Genomic DNA, 14,268 nt, shown 5'->3' with positions numbered 1-14,268 from the left:
CGGCGGGAGACCCGTCGACGGTTGCCGTACTCGACATCGGTGAAACTGGCCTGATCGCTGCGCACACCTCATCATTCCGCGATCCCCAGCACCCAGCCAGACGGCACCCCGGACGAACCAGAAAATCAGCGCATCCCTAAGCCTCAGCACTCGCGCCTGCTTCAACCGTTGTCGGCCATACGCGCCGCCTGGTCGCGGGTGCCGGCCTCGGTGACAACGACGAACCGTCAGGGCTGGCTGTGCCCCACGGACGGGGCCGCATGGGCAGCGGCCAGCACCCGGTCGAGGGTCTCACCGGGGACCGTGTCCGGGCGGAACCTGCGGATGTCCCGGCGGGCAGACACCACGTCGTAGAACGCGCTCCGCGCTTCCTCAGGGAACGCCCAGGCGCCGACCGCAGCCGCCCGCTCGGCGGCCGACGTCTGGTCGCCGATGGGGGGGTACCGGCCGGTTCCGGTCATGGTGAGCGAGTGGAGGGCGGCTGCGCCGGGCACCGGCTCAGCCCTCGACGTACACCGAGCCGCCGAGCTCGACGAACTGCGCGGCCTTCTCCGCCATCCCCGCCTCCACAGCGGCCGCCGACCCGAGTCCGCGCTTCGCGGCATAGTCCCGCACGTCCTGGCTGATCCGCATCGAGCAGAACTTCGGGCCGCACATCGAGCAGAAGTGCGCGGTCTTGGAAGCCTCGGCCGGCAGCGTCTCGTCGTGGAACAACTCGGCCGTGTGCGGGTCCAGGGAGAGAGCGAACTGGTCGTGCCAACGGAACTCGAAGCGCGCCTTGGACAGCTCGTCGTCCCAGTCGCGGGCGCCCGGGTGTCCCTTGGCCACGTCGGCGGCATGGGCGGAGAGCTTGTAGGTGATCACCCCGGTCTTCACGTCGTCGCGGTTCGGCAGGCCGAGGTGCTCCTTGGGGGTCACGTAGCAGAGCATCGCCGTACCGTGCATCGCAATGGTCGCGGCCCCGATGGCGGAGGTGATGTGGTCGTAGCCGGGCGCGATGTCGGTCGTCAGTGGGCCGAGGGTGTAGAACGGCGCGCCGTGGCACGAGTCTTGCTGGAGGGTGACGTTCTCCTCGACGAGGTTGAGCGGGACGTGTCCGGGTCCCTCGACCATCACCTGGACGTCGTACTCCCAGGCGCGCTTCGTCAGCTCTGCAAGGGTCCGTAGCTCGGAGAGCTGCGCCTCGTCGTTCGCGTCCGCGGTGCAGCCAGGTCGCAGCCCGTCGCCGAGGGAGAACGACACGTCGTACCGGGTGAAGATCTCGCAGAGCTCGTTGAAGTGCGTGTAGAGGAAGTTCTCCTTGTGGTGGGCCAGACACCAGCCGGCCATGATCGAGCCGCCGCGCGAGACGATGCCGGTGATCCGCTCAGCGGTGAGCGGGACGTAGCGCAGCAGCACGCCGGCGTGGATCGTCATGTAGTCCACCCCCTGCTCGCACTGCTCGACTACGGTGTCGCGGAACACCTCCCAGGTCAGCGCAGAGGCGTCGCCGTCGACCTTCTCCAGGGCTTGGTAGATCGGCACCGTGCCGATCGGCACCGGTGAGTTCCGGATGATCCACTCACGGGTGGTGTGGATGTCGTCACCGGTGGACAGGTCCATCACCGTGTCGGCGCCCCAGGTGACCGCCCAGGTCATCTTGTCGACTTCCTCGGCGACCGAGCTGGTGACAGCGGAGTTGCCGATGTTCGCGTTGACCTTCACCAGGAACCGCTTACCGATGATCATCGGCTCGGCCTCGGGGTGGTTGATGTTCACCGGGATGATCGCCCGCCCGGCGGCGAGCTCGGTCCGGACGACCTCGACATCCATCCCTTCGCGGACTGCGACGTACTCCATCTCGGGCGTGACGATGCCCTGCCTGGCGTAGTGCATCTGCGTCACGTTGCTGCCCGGCACCGAACGGAGCGGACGGGCCCGTCGTCCGCGCCACTGCTCGCGGGCTCCGCCTCGACGGACGGCCCCCTTGCCGTTGTCGAGCAGCTGCGGCTCGCGCCCGTCGTATTCCTCGGTGTCGTTGCGCTCGACGACCCAGGGGGTCCGCAACGGCGGCAAGCCGACCTCGGGGTCGCTGCCCGGCCCGGCGGTCGCGTAGCGGTCGAACGTGTCGCCGTTGGTGAGCGCGACCCGGGTGAATGGCACCGCGACGTCGTCACGCGAACCGTGCCGGTGGACCGTGCTGTGCGAGGGATGGATGTGCATCAGAACTCCTGTTCCTTGGGGACGAGCACGTGGGCGATCGGGCCCCGGCCCCGGCCGAGGCGCCAGGTCGCAGAGGTGGCGAGCGCACGGGTCACGAAGACGTGCGCTCGCCGGGCCGCGGACTCCAGGTCGAGTCCGCGGGCGAGGTGGACGGCGAGCGCGGCGCTGTGGGTGCAGCCGGTGCCGTGGTCGTTGCCGGTGGCGAGGGCAGGGTGCTCCAGGACGGTCGTCACACCGGCGTGGTCGACGACGACGTCGCGGCACAGGGCGGCGACCGGGTCGCCACCGGTGAGCACAACGGCGGGACCGAGCGCGTGCAGGGCCCGCGCGATATCGGTCGGTGGCCGATCGCGGTCCAGGCCGGTCAGCCTGACCGCCTCGTCAAGGTTGGGGGTGACGACCGAGGCCCTGGGCAGCAGTACCTCGCGGTACGCCGCGACCAGGGCGTCGTCACCGAGTACCGCGCCGGAGGTCGCTGCGAGCACCGGATCCACGACCAGCGGGACCGTCCCGGCGACCAGGTCCGCGACCACCTGGGCGACCTCCGCAGAGCCCAGCATCCCGGTCTTGGCGGCGGCCACCGGCAGGTCGCCGACCACCGCGAGGATCTGGTTGCGGACGTCGTCGGGGTCGAGCCGGACGACCCGATGCACGCCCGTGGTGTCCTGTGCGGTGACCGCCGTGACCGCGCAGGCGCCGTGCGCCCCCAGTGCCGTGAACGTGGTCAGGTCCGCAGCCAGACCCGCCGCACCACCGGAGTCGGTCCCGGCGATGCTCAGCACCACGGGCGGGGTGCTCATGAGACCTCCTCGAGCAGCCGGGCCACCATGGCGGCCGGGTCGGGGGTCCGCATCACCGCGCCCATCACGGCGACCCCGTGCGCACCGGCCTCACGCAGGCCGGCGGCGTTGCCCGGGTCCACCCCGCCAAGGGCGTAGACCGGCACGCCGGCCGCGGCCGCAACGGCACGCCGTACTTCGGCGACGCCCAGCGCGGGGCCGTAGCCGGGTTTGGAAGCCGACGTGGCCACCGGTGAGATCGTCACGTAGGAGGTGCCTTCGGCGGCGGCCCGGTCGACCTCGGCCTCGTCGTGGCACGACCGGCCGTGGAACGGCGCCTTGCCCGCGTCACCCCGTGGCTGCCGGGAGCCGAGGTGTATCCCGACCGCCCGGGTCAATAGGGTGCGGGCCGAGACGACCCGGACGTGCTCCGCCAGGTCGGCGGCGAGACCGGCACGCCGGGCCTCCGTCAGGTCCAGCTCACGCAGCACCACGGCGGTGAGACCGGCCTCCGCGCACCGGGCGACGGTCTCGGCGACGGTCCGGCCAGACGGCAGCTGGCGGCGGTCGGTCAGCACGAGCAGGCGAGGCAGCATCAGGCCTCGACCCGGCCGCGCATCGGGCTGGAGGCCCGGGCGGTCTCCCGCCGCGGGATCCGGCCGGCGGCCCGCGCGAGCACACCGGCGTCTACTGCGAGCCGCATCGCCTGGGCCATCGCCACCGGGTCCTCGGCCCGCGTCACCGCGGTGGCCACGAGCACCGCGTCACAGCCCAGCTCCATCGCCTGCGCGGCTTCGCTGGCCGTGCCGATGCCCGCGTCGAGGACGACCGGCACGGCCACCGCCGCACGTACCGCCGCGAGCGCATGCGGGTCCGCGACCCCCCGGCCGGAGCCGATCGGCGAGCCGAGCGGCATCACCGCGTCACAGCCGACGTCGACCAGACGCTGCGCCACCACGGCGTCGGCGGTCGTGTAGGGCAGCACCGTGAACCCGCGGTCGACCAGGGTCGCTGCGGCCTCGACCAGCTCGACCACGTCGGGCAGCAGGCTCACCTCGTCACCGATCACCTCGAGCTTGACCCAGTCGGTCCCGAGCGCCTCACGGGCGAGCTCGGCGGTCAGCACCGCCTCCCGGGCGCTCAGGCAGCCGGCGGTGTTCGGCAGGACCCGTACGCCCAGCTCACGCAGTGTGGCCAGGAGCCCGCCCTCCCCCAGGTCGGAGGTACGCCGCATCGACACCGTCACCAGACCCGGCCCGGCAGCCTCGACCACCCGCCGGACGATCTCCGCACTGGTCAGCCCGCCGGTACCCAGCCACAGGCGGCTGGTCAGCTGCACACCCGCGACCTCCAGGAGCCTCACCCGCCCTGCCGGGCGGTGACAACCTCGATGCGGTCATGCTCGCTCAGCACGGTCGTGGGCCAGTCGGCGGCGCGGACCACCGCACCGTTAAGGGCGACGGCGACCCCGCGCGGATCCGACACCAGGCCGGCGAGCCGGGTCTCCTCGGGCAGCTCGCGGAAGTGTCCGTTGACGGTCACCTGCATGGGTCCTCTTCTCTGGGCTCGAAACGGTCGGGGGTGAAGGGTCGGGCGACGTCGGGTACGTCGGCCCCGTCGATATGGGCGCGGACCGCCGCCGCGGTGACCGGGGCCAGCAGCACGCCACCCCGGTAGTGGCCGCCCGCGAGCAGGCGGCGGGTCGAGCCGGCGGCCGGGACCGGTCCGATGAGCGGGCCGTTGTCCGGACTTCCCGGCCGGTCCCGGGCGACGACCTCCAGCAGCTCGGCGGTGTCGAGGCCTGGTACAAGCGCCCGCGCGGTCTCCAGCAGCCGGGTGACGCCTCCAACGGTCGGCAGCGGCGCCTCGTCGGCGGCGCCATGCTCCTCCTCGGTCGCCCCGATCACGACCTCACCGCTGCGCCGCGGCACAACGTACACCCGCTCCCCGTGCAGACGCGCGCGCAGCACGCGGGTCGGGGCGTGAGGGGTCCGCACGCGCACGACCTCGCCGCGCACGGGACGCACTCGCGGCATGCCGACGGCCCCGGTGGCCAGGACCACGACGTCCGCTCGCAGCCGGGTCCCGTCGCTCAGGACCACACCGTCGTCGACGGGCTCGGCGTGCATCCGGACGACCCGGTCGCCGAGCACCTCCAGCAGCGCCTCGGCGACCCGCCGCGGATTGACCTGGTGGTCGTCGGGGAGGAAGGCCCCTCCGGCCACCCGTGAGGTGACCGTAGGCTCTGCGGATCGCACGCTCCGCCGGTCGAGCTCCTCGGCCCGGACCCCGACCCGGTCGAGCAGGGCATACGTCCGGCGTACTTCCGCGAGGTCGTCACAGTCACCGGCCACGAGCAACGTCCCGGTCGTACGCAGATCGACCTGAACGCCGGAGCGCTGCTCCAGGGACGCGGCGAACCCGGGCCAGCGGGCGAGCGACTCCTGGCCCAGGCGGAACAACGGCTCTTCGCCGAACCAGGCCTCGCCGGCGGGGGCGAGCATCCCGGCCGCAGCGTACGTCGCACCTCCGGCCGGCGCCGGGTCGCAGACGCGCACGTCGTGACCGGCTCGGATCAGCTCGTCGGCGCAGGCCAGGCCAATGATGCCGCCCCCGACGACGACCACATCGAGACCGCGCGGTACCGCGATGCGCCCGCTCACGCGGCGCGGACCAGGTCGACGATCCGCTTCGCTTCCCCCGGTGGGTCCTGCGCGCGCCACACCGCAGCGACGACGGCGACTCCGTGGGCACCGGCCCGCATGACCGCAGGCACTCGAGCGGCGGTTATCCCGCCGATGGCGATGGCGGGCAGCACCCGGGCAGCCGCACGAAGAGCGTCCAGACCGATCGGGTCCGGCAGGCTGTCCTTGGTGGTGGAGGCATGAACCGGGCCCACACCGGCATAGTCCGCGCCGTCCGCCCTGGCTCGGACCGCGTGCTCGTGCCCGCGGCAGGTGGCCCCGATGAGGAAACCCTCGGGGGTGAGTGCCCGGGCGGCAGCGACGGGCAGGTCGTCCAGTCCCAGGTGGACGCCGTCGGCGCCCGCCGCGAGCGCGACGTCGAGCCGGTCGTTGACCAGGACCCGCGCCCCGAGAGGGCGCACCGCCGCGACGACCGCGCGTGTCCAGGCGACGACCTCCCGATCGGTCGCGTGCTTGGCACGGACCTGGATCGCGTCCACTCCCGTGCCGGCGACCGCGACGACCTGGTTGAGCGCGGTCAGATCGAGTGTGGGGAAATCGGTGATCAAGTGTACGCGTGGCAAACGTTCGTTCACTTCCTTCGCCGGCATTATCCGGAGCAGGTTCGACGGTCAGGGCGGCTTCAGCCCCATCTCAGCCCGATGCAACGGGCTCCCGTGTGGATGTCTGCCACCGTAGCAGGTGCAGCCCGGATTGTCGGCGGCGACCGTCAGAAGCTAATCGCGTGCCAGCCAGGCTGCGGCACCGCTCGTCCGGCTCCCGGATAGAGGGACCCGGCGGCTACCTCACCATGGCCGAGCTCCAAGTGTTCCTGAGTCGCTAATTCACAAGAGAAATTCTGGTCGTCCTCGTCGATAGCAAGGACGGGTTCGACCGACCGCGGAGTTGGTGCTCAGCGAGGACGAACGGGAGACGCTGCACCAGTGCGCGCGGCACCGACGAGTGCGCAAGCGTTAGCGCTGCGCGCCAAGATCGTGCTGGCGTGCGCGGAAGGATGCGACGAACAAGGCGGTAGCGGCTCGATTCTCGGTGACCGCGCAGATGGTGGGCAAGTGGCGGGCCCGGTTCGTCGCCGACCGGCTGGCCGGGTTGCCCGACGAGCCGCGCCCGGTCGGCCGCATACGGTCACCGACGCCCAGGTCGAGCAGGTCGTGACCGCCACCTTGGAGCAGGCCCCGCCTGACGACGGGACACACTGGTCGACGCGGATGATAGCCACACATGCCGGGCCGAGCCGAACTGCGGTGTCGCGGATCTGACGGGCATTCGAGCTCCAACCGCACAAGATCGACCACTGGAAGCCGTCCACCGACCCGCACTTCGTGGACAAACTCTACGACGTCGTCGGCTCTACCTCGACCCACCCGAACGCGCCCTGTGGGCTGTGCGTGGATGTGGACGCGAAGTCTCAGATCCAGGCGCGGTCACTCGATCGCGTCGCGCCAGTTCCATCAGGTCAGCTCATCGTTGTTAGATTAAGCTAACATCGTGGTGTGATGGCTCAAACTGCTCGACCGGTCCGTTGTTGCGAGATCTCGCATACCGCGGCGGTCGAGGACTACCTCAGGACGATCTTCAAACTCGCCGGGCGCAAGCTGCCGGTGACCACGTCCGCGCTCGCCGAGCAGCTGTGGGTCGCTCCGCCGACGGTGTCCGCGATGTTGAAGCGGCTGGAGGCGAGCCAGCTGGTCGTCCGCTCCGCGGGCCATGCCGTCACGCTGACGGCACATGGTGAACGGCATGCCACGGGGGTGACGCGCAGGCACCGGCTGGTCGAGACCTTTCTCGTGCAGGTTCTGGGGCTGGCCTGGGACGAGGTCCATGCGGAGGCCGATGTGCTGGAGCATGCGATCAGCGAGCGGCTTGAGGACCGGATCGACAGTGTGCTCGGACATCCCACGCACGATCCGCACGGCGACCCGATCCCGCCACGCAGCGGCCAGCACGTCGAGGCATGGGCCACTCCGCTGAGCGGCGTGGCGGTGGGCAGCCGGTTCCGGGTGCAGCGGGTCGCCGATGACGACAGCGACGCTCTGCGGTACCTGGCCGAGCGGGGGATCCGACCGGGTGCGGTGCTCGAGGTGATGAGCCGCGAACCTTTCGGAGGGCCGGTGTGGGTGAAGGTCGGCGCGCGCAAGCATGCGCTCGGGCCGATGCTGGCCGATCTCGTCCATGGCGAGATCGCCTGATGCCCGGGGCGTCTCGGCGGGGATTTCTGCTGGGCGGGGCTGGGGTTGCTCTCGGCGCGATACCCACGCAACCACTGGCCGCGCGATCGCGGGGCGAGGACCCGAGCCCTGCGCCACATACGGGCGATGACACCCCGTCGGCTCATGGTGGCGGAGTGAACGGTCCGGCCTTCCGCGGTGGCAGCGTCGATCACGCGGCCAACGGGTTCCACCCGGGCAAGATCCTGCGGGACTTCGACTACGGCAAGGTCTCGAAGCTGGCGGATGGCCGCGTGTTGCGTGAGTGGGAGATCGTCGCGAGGGACCGCGAGATCGAGGTCGCACCCGGCCTGGTGTTCCCGGCATGGACGTTCAACGGGCGGGTGCCGGGTCCGACATTGCGCTGCCGGGCCGGCGACCGACTGCGGGTGCGCATCGTCAACGCCTCCGCCCATCCACACACGATGCACTTCCACGGTATCCACCCCGCCGAGATGGACGGGGTCCCAGGAGTCGGCCGGGGGGTGATCGAACCCGGCGGCGACTTCGTCTACGAATTCGACGCGGAACCGTTCGGGCTCCACCTGTACCACTGCCACGTGGGGCCGCTCGCCGAGCACATCGCCCGCGGCCTGTACGGCACGTTCATCATCGACCCACCGCAGCCCCGTCCGCGGGCCGACGAGCTGGTGATGGTGATGCACGGCTACAACACCACCTTCGACGCCCAGGGCAACCAGCTCTACGCGGTCAACGGGATCCCGTTCCACTACATGCACGAACCGGTCCGGGTGAAGCGCGGTGAGCTGGTGCGGATCTATCTGGTCAACGTCTTGGAGTACGACCCGATCAACAGCTTCCACCTGCACGGGAACTTCTTCGACTACTACCCGACCGGCACCCGGCTGGAACCCAGCGAGTTCACCGACACGGTCAGCCAGGCGCAAGGGCAGCGTGGCATCTGCGAGGTGCGGTTCCCCCACCCTGGGAAGTTCATGTTCCACGCGCACAAGACCGAGTTCGCCGATCTCGGCTGGATGGGCTTCTTCGAGGTGACCGGGTGACCGCCGCGCGGACCCGCGGGCAGCTCCCGGCCTGGATTCTCGTGGTCGCCACCCTCGCGACCGTCGCGGTCGCCATGACCGCGCTCGTCCTGGCCGGTAGCCGTAGCCTGCCCGAGCGTCTCGGGCCACCGGTGGAGCGGCTGACGGTCGAGCGCACCGTGCTGTCACCCGGCGTCATCGAGCTCGTGGTGCGCAACACCGGACCGGATCCGGTGCAGATCGCCCAGATCTCCGTCAACGACACCTACGTCGGCTTCACCGGCTCCACCGAACCGCTGAGCCGGCTGGCCACGGACACCGTGCGCCTGGCCTATCCGTGGCAGGACGGCCAGCCCTATCTGGTGTCGGTCCTGACGTCCTCCGGTGCCGTCGTCGAGCACGAGATCCCAGCCGCAGCGGAGACTCCCGCCACCGGTGGCGGACTGCTGGCGCTGATGGTGCTGCTCGGAACCTACGTCGGCATCATCCCGGTGGCACTCGGGATGGCGTTCCTGCCCGCGCTGCGCAGGGCCGGCCGGTCGGCGGTTCGGGTGCTGCTCGCGCTGACCGTCGGACTGCTCGCCTTCCTCGCCGTCGACGCGGCCGTCGAGGGGCTCGAACTGGCCGAGCGGTCCGGAGGCGCCTTCGGTGGCCCAGTGCTGGTCCTCCTCGGCGCCGGGCTGGCGTTCCTGGCCCTCACCGCGGTCGACCGCTTCCTGCGGAGCCGGTCCCGCAGACGGGCCGGGGACAGCCCGGACGGCTGGCGGCTGGCGCTGATGATCGCCATCGGGATCGGACTGCACAACCTCGGGGAGGGACTGGCGATCGGCTCGGCATATGCCGTCGGCGAACTGGCCCTGGGAACCGCGCTGGTTGTCGGCTTCGCTCTGCACAACACCACCGAGGGCCTCGCGGTCGTCGCGCCGCTGACACGGCAACGACCCTCCCTACTCCGCCTCCTCTTCCTCGGCCTCCTCGCCGGTGCGCCGGCGATCGTCGGTGCAGTGGTCGGCGCCGCCGTCGACAACACCGCGCTGGCGTCTCTGCTGTTCGGCGTGGGTGTCGGCGCCATCGTCCAGGTCGTCATCCAGATCGCGCCCAGCCTGCGCAACCACGCCGGCAAGATCATAGACCCGGCCATCGCCGGTGGGCTCGCCGCCGGCCTCCTGATCATGTACGCCACCGGCCTACTCGTCGCTACCTGATCCGATCAGGCACCAACGCGTCACCGCTGGCTTGCCGCGCGGCTCGGAAGACGCCGCCGATGGCTCGGCGGATCAGTCCGGAGGCGAGGTGGCAACTGAACAATGAGGTTTGCTGGCTGTTGGTGGTGACACGCCGGGCTTCTCAGAGGTGAACCACCCCGGGTTGGAGGGTCTTGGCGTGTCCTGGGTTGTTCGGAGGGTGGGTTGCTGGATTTCTTGTGCCACTTGATCTTGGAGGAGTGGTACGGGAGGCGTGGCTATCCACCGAGTTCCGGCGGACGGTGCTGGATCTGGCCGAGATCGTCGGTGTCCACGAGGCATCGCGGGGGCCCGTACGTGGCCGGGAAGGTCTACCACCGGCTGCGCCGCCAGGATGGTGTCCCGGTGGCCCGATGCACGGTCGAGCGGCTGACGAGAACCGCTGGGCTGCAAGAAGTCCAGCACCTCCACGGCACGCGCGGCAGACCTCGTCGCGCGGGACTTCACCGCCACCGCCCCGAACCGACGTTGGGTCGTCGACTTCACCTCATGTCGCCTGCTGGAGGCCGGGTTCGTCTACGTCGCCTCCGCGATCGACGTGTTCTCCCGAATGATCGTCGGCTGGCGTGTCTCTCGCACCATGCGCACCGACCTGCCGCTCGATGCGCCGCGGCTGCACCAGCCACGACGTCACCGGGGCTCGTGCCCCACTCCGACGCCGGCAACCTGGCCAGTACACCGAGCGCAGCTTGGCGGTAGTGCTGATCGAAACCTTCCGGGCGTGCCACGTTCTCAGCTGTGGGTGGCGGTAATCGAAGGAGAGCGCGTATCGCCGGTCAGACGGAGCAGCCGCTGTCCCGCCTTGGTGTAGATCTCCAGCGACGCGATGTCACGCAGGCGGGTCGACGTCGCCACAGTGATCTCACCAGCGGGATAGGAGGTGATCACCCATGAACCGGCGACGTCGCGGCTGCCGCCGCGAGCGTTGACGACCATCGTGCACTCGGCGCGTAGCCTCGCCTGCCGCAGCCGCAGGCCGATCTCGGTTCCCCAAGCGTGCGGGGTGAGCGCGGCGGACCCCTGAAGGCGGCCGGCCTGATCGGCGCCGGTCCAGACGATGTGCGCCGGGCGGGGTTCGGTCGGCCCGGGACCGGCGGTGACCAACCCCCCCGCGAGTCCTCCGGCGGCGAACATGACGAGCGAGGCGAAGCCGAGCGCCAACCGGCGCGCCCAGGTTCGGAGCCTTCGCCGCGGACGTGGGCGAGGCACCGCCGGTACCGGCCGGGGTTCGGTCACGTCCTCCACCGATACGCGGCTCAGCAGGCCGGGCAGAGGAGCGAGGTTGAGCAGGTCCTTCTTGCACGTCTGGCAGGTCTCGAGATGCTCCTCGATGGCGCGCCTCTCCTCGCCGCCCACCGCACCGAGTATGTACGCGCCAAGCGTCACGGAAGCCGCGCAGCTCATGGTGTGATCACTCCTCGCTCGCTCAGTGCGTCACGCAGGGCGCGAAGCGCGTAGTGGCTGCGGGACTTCACCGTCCCGACCGGCACCTTCAGGACCTCGGCCGCCTCCACCATCGACCGCCGCCGGTAGAACAACTCGACCAGGACCGCGCGATGGTTGTCGGTGAGCGTCTTCAGGGCCTCGATCACCTGCCACGACTCCAGGACCCGCTCGAGCTCGTCGTCGGATGTGTTGGTCCCGTCTTGATCGAACTCCACCTCGATGATCCGGTGTCGCCGCCCGCGGTGGAGCATGGAGATAGCGACATTGCGGGCGACCGTGTAGAGCCACCGGAGAGCCTCGTCCGCCTCCAGCGCGTCGGCATGCTGCCACGCGCGGAACAAGGCTTCCTGGGTGACGTCCTCCGCATGCTGCCGATCGCCGTCAGAAAGGCGCAATGCGTAATGGAGAAGCGCGGCATAGTACTTTTGGTAAAGCATCCCCAAGAGCTCGTCGTCGTAGCTCCTAGCTGTTCCCACATCGTCTATTACGCCGTCTTGGCCCTTGGGGTTCAGGCCGGCGCATGGGGGCCGTGCTGGCTACCTACCGGTTCCCGGGGCGCGTCGAGCACTGAACGTGGCGATGACTCCGCCGAGGTGAGTGCGTATCGCGATCCGTTCCAGGGGGAGCGATTCGAGTCGGCGTCGCAGTTCCGCGTGTCCTGCCGACCTGAACCGTGCCCCCTGCGCCTGGTGGAACCAGCGGGCCACCCTGGTGTCGAGCGCGTCGCATCCGGCGAGGAGTCCGCCGGGACGCAGTACGCGGACCACCTCACCCAGGGCGTCTTCCCATCGGCCGACGTGGTGCAGCATCAGGAAGGAGACGACAGTGTCGAAGGACCCTGCCTCGAACGGCAGGTCGGCGCAGTCGGCCTCTATCGCGCGTGCCCGGTGCCCGTACGGCCCGAGCCGGCGCATGGTGGCGTCGACCATCGACGGGTCGATGTCGAGGGCGGTGAGCGTGATTGCCGGATCAGCGGCGAGCATCTCAGCCGCCATCGCGCCACCGCCGCAGCCCATCTCCAGGACATCTCCCGCGGGCCGTACGCCTGCCAACGCTCGCGGCAGGATGACCCTGCTGGCGAGCCAGCCCCAACCCGCACTGCGACAGACGGACCGCTCCACTGCGCGCATCATCGGCACTGGTGACCGCCTCCGTCTCGAACCCACACGTCCGCTGGCTACCGCACCGATCGCCGGCCAGGATTGAACCATCGTCATGGCTATCTACGTAATACCGCACAGGAGCGGTACCGCGGGCTGGACAAGGCAGTTGCCGCGGAGTCCACGGCGTTGACGAGGAGCAGTTCATGAAGAGACGGGTATCGATGTTCGGTGCGATGGCCGCGGTCGTGGTTCTCGTCGCCGCATGCGGCAGCTCTGGCGGGACCGGAGGCAGTGGCGATGACGCCGGAAAGCTCACGATCACATCGCCCAAGGACGGCGCATCGGTCCAACAACCCTTCACGCTGAAGTTCGACGCCGGTGACATCGGGGCCACGGATACGGGCAAGGACCACGTCCACATCTTCATCGATGGCAAGGAGACCGACTACACCGTCGTCACCAAGAGCTCATTCGTGATCAAGGGTGTTTCCAAGGGCGAGCACACGATCAACGTCACGAAGCAGCACGCCGATCACTCGCCGGCGGGCGACAAGGCCGAGATCGAGGTGAATGTCACTGACGGTGGCGCGCCAAGCAGCAGCACTGGCGACGGTGGGACGGACTACGGCTACTGATGTCCGTCAAGAAGGCGGGACACGCACAGGTGTCCGTCGGACAGGACAGGATCCAGCGGTACAACCGGCCGACGCGGTGGTTCCACGCCGGTACCTACCTGGCCGTCCTGATACTCCTCGGCACCGGGTGGTGGGTGACGCTCGGACGTGAGGGGCAACCGAGCCCGCTCGCCCAGATCTTCCTTACGCCCGACACCACGCTCCATACCAATGTCGGCTGGATCCTCGCCGGGTTCTCGTTGCTGGGGCTGCTCCTCGGCAGACGAGCGGTACGGACGTTCGTCACCGAAACGCTGCGGGTCGACAGGTCTGACAGGCGCTGGCTCGCGCGTTGGCCCCTGGCCGTGTTGACCGGCCGGTTCGCCCGGCACGAAGGCCATTTCGATCCGGGTCAGCGGATCCTCAACATAGCGTTGATGTTCGGACTGTCCGTCCTGATCCTCAGCGGTGTGGGGATGGCCTGGCTGTCCGGCGGTCCGGTATTCGCCGTCCTGGTTCATCTACACAAGTGGTCGACGTACGGCGTGACTCCGCTCATCGCCGGCCATATCGTCATCGCGGCCGGCATCTTGCCGGGTTACCGCGGGGTGTGGAGGTCGATGCACATGGGCGGACGTCTCCAGGCCGACGTCGCACGTCGCCTCTGGCCGGGGTGGTTCGAGCGGGCCACACGACCGGCGAAGGACCGCGGCCCGAGACCACCCACGATCCCCCCACGGCAGGGATGAGGAACAAAGCCGGGGGTGACGTCCGGCTCGTGGTGTCACTCGTCGGGCTTGACCGCCCGGGTGACCACGCATGAGTGTTTTGCGCCTGACTTCGTGACGCAGATCGGCGTGTCTATCAGACAACATCCGACGGGTTCTCCGACCTCTCCCGGAGGATCTGATCATGTCCGAACTCGACCGTGGTACCGACCGTGCTGGCCGGCGTTCGAAGCGGT

17 protein-coding genes and 1 riboswitch are annotated in these 14,268 nt (G+C 69.7%); of the genes, 6 read left to right on the top strand and 11 right to left on the bottom strand.

Annotated features, from left to right (window positions below):
• Window positions 1-227: 227 nt before the first annotated feature.
• The 8 genes from GEV10_29040 to thiE form a co-directional block, all read right to left on the bottom strand.
• Window positions 228-461, bottom strand: coding sequence for a hypothetical protein (locus GEV10_29040; GenBank protein MQA82461.1), 234 nt, complete (start codon window positions 459-461; stop codon window positions 228-230).
• Window positions 462-498: 37 nt separating this feature from the next.
• Window positions 499-2,202, bottom strand: a complete 1,704-nt coding sequence (gene thiC / locus GEV10_29035) for a phosphomethylpyrimidine synthase ThiC (GenBank protein MQA82460.1) — start codon at window positions 2,200-2,202, stop codon at window positions 499-501.
• The gene (gene thiD, locus GEV10_29030) at window positions 2,202-3,002 is read right to left on the bottom strand and encodes a bifunctional hydroxymethylpyrimidine kinase/phosphomethylpyrimidine kinase (GenBank protein ID MQA82459.1); all 801 of its coding nucleotides are present in this window, start codon (window positions 3,000-3,002) and stop codon (window positions 2,202-2,204) included. Before thiD ends, thiC begins: the two co-directional genes overlap by 1 nt.
• Window positions 2,999-3,577, bottom strand: a complete 579-nt coding sequence (locus GEV10_29025; protein ID MQA82458.1) for a thiamine phosphate synthase — start codon at window positions 3,575-3,577, stop codon at window positions 2,999-3,001. Before GEV10_29025 ends, thiD begins: the two co-directional genes overlap by 4 nt.
• Entirely contained in the window at window positions 3,577-4,335 is a 759-nt protein-coding gene (locus GEV10_29020) for a thiazole synthase (protein MQA82457.1), read from the bottom strand. The genes GEV10_29025 and GEV10_29020 overlap by 1 nt, the downstream gene beginning before the upstream one ends.
• A 5-nt stretch (window positions 4,336-4,340) precedes the next feature.
• Window positions 4,341-4,529, bottom strand: a complete 189-nt coding sequence (gene thiS, locus GEV10_29015; protein MQA82456.1) for a sulfur carrier protein ThiS — start codon at window positions 4,527-4,529, stop codon at window positions 4,341-4,343.
• On the bottom strand, window positions 4,520-5,644 hold the full coding sequence (gene thiO, locus GEV10_29010) for a glycine oxidase ThiO (GenBank protein ID MQA82455.1): 1,125 nt from the start codon (window positions 5,642-5,644) through the stop codon (window positions 4,520-4,522). The genes thiS and thiO overlap by 10 nt, the downstream gene beginning before the upstream one ends.
• Window positions 5,641-6,276: a thiamine phosphate synthase gene (gene thiE / locus GEV10_29005; GenBank protein MQA82454.1), complete on the bottom strand. Its 636-nt coding sequence runs from the start codon at window positions 6,274-6,276 to the stop codon at window positions 5,641-5,643. The genes thiO and thiE overlap by 4 nt, the downstream gene beginning before the upstream one ends.
• Window positions 6,245-6,354: riboswitch (TPP riboswitch) on the bottom strand. It overlaps the preceding gene by 32 nt.
• An 828-nt stretch (window positions 6,355-7,182) precedes the next feature.
• On the opposite strand from thiE, the gene GEV10_29000 reads away from it, so the two are divergent.
• The 4 genes from GEV10_29000 (at window position 7,183) to GEV10_28985 (ending at window position 10,952) form a co-directional block, all read left to right on the top strand.
• Window positions 7,183-7,875, top strand: a complete 693-nt coding sequence (locus GEV10_29000) for a metal-dependent transcriptional regulator (GenBank protein ID MQA82453.1) — start codon at window positions 7,183-7,185, stop codon at window positions 7,873-7,875.
• Window positions 7,875-8,918 (top strand): multicopper oxidase domain-containing protein, encoded by a 1,044-nt coding sequence (locus GEV10_28995; GenBank protein ID MQA82452.1) that lies wholly within the window; start codon window positions 7,875-7,877, stop codon window positions 8,916-8,918. Before GEV10_29000 ends, GEV10_28995 begins: the two co-directional genes overlap by 1 nt.
• Window positions 8,915-10,102 (top strand): ZIP family metal transporter, encoded by a 1,188-nt coding sequence (locus GEV10_28990; protein MQA82451.1) that lies wholly within the window; start codon window positions 8,915-8,917, stop codon window positions 10,100-10,102. The genes GEV10_28995 and GEV10_28990 overlap by 4 nt, the downstream gene beginning before the upstream one ends.
• A 421-nt stretch (window positions 10,103-10,523) precedes the next feature.
• Window positions 10,524-10,952, top strand: a complete 429-nt coding sequence (locus tag GEV10_28985) for a DDE-type integrase/transposase/recombinase (GenBank protein MQA82450.1) — start codon at window positions 10,524-10,526, stop codon at window positions 10,950-10,952.
• Here GEV10_28985 and GEV10_28980 read toward each other — a convergent pair.
• The 3 genes from GEV10_28980 to GEV10_28970 form a co-directional block, all read right to left on the bottom strand.
• Entirely contained in the window at window positions 10,874-11,545 is a 672-nt protein-coding gene (locus GEV10_28980; GenBank protein MQA82449.1) for a hypothetical protein, read from the bottom strand. The genes GEV10_28985 and GEV10_28980 overlap by 79 nt on opposite strands.
• Window positions 11,542-12,024: a sigma-70 family RNA polymerase sigma factor gene (locus tag GEV10_28975; protein MQA82448.1), complete on the bottom strand. Its 483-nt coding sequence runs from the start codon at window positions 12,022-12,024 to the stop codon at window positions 11,542-11,544. Before GEV10_28975 ends, GEV10_28980 begins: the two co-directional genes overlap by 4 nt.
• Window positions 12,025-12,123: 99 nt before the next feature.
• Window positions 12,124-12,720: a methyltransferase domain-containing protein gene (locus tag GEV10_28970; protein MQA82447.1), complete on the bottom strand. Its 597-nt coding sequence runs from the start codon at window positions 12,718-12,720 to the stop codon at window positions 12,124-12,126.
• Between the two features lie 173 nt (window positions 12,721-12,893).
• On the opposite strand from GEV10_28970, the gene GEV10_28965 reads away from it, so the two are divergent.
• A complete protein-coding gene (locus GEV10_28965) occupies window positions 12,894-13,325 on the top strand; it encodes a hypothetical protein (protein ID MQA82446.1) in 432 nt (143 codons plus the stop codon).
• Window positions 13,325-14,053 carry a cytochrome b/b6 domain-containing protein gene (locus GEV10_28960; protein ID MQA82445.1) on the top strand — a complete coding sequence of 243 codons (729 nt, stop codon included), beginning with the start codon at window positions 13,325-13,327 and terminating at the stop codon, window positions 14,051-14,053. The genes GEV10_28965 and GEV10_28960 overlap by 1 nt, the downstream gene beginning before the upstream one ends.
• The last annotated feature ends 215 nt before the right edge of the window (window positions 14,054-14,268 follow it).

It is taken from the genome of Streptosporangiales bacterium (assembly GCA_009379955.1).
Classification (GTDB): Bacteria; Actinomycetota; Actinomycetes; order Streptosporangiales; family WHST01; genus WHST01.
This window is presented reverse-complemented; position numbering and strand designations above follow the sequence as displayed.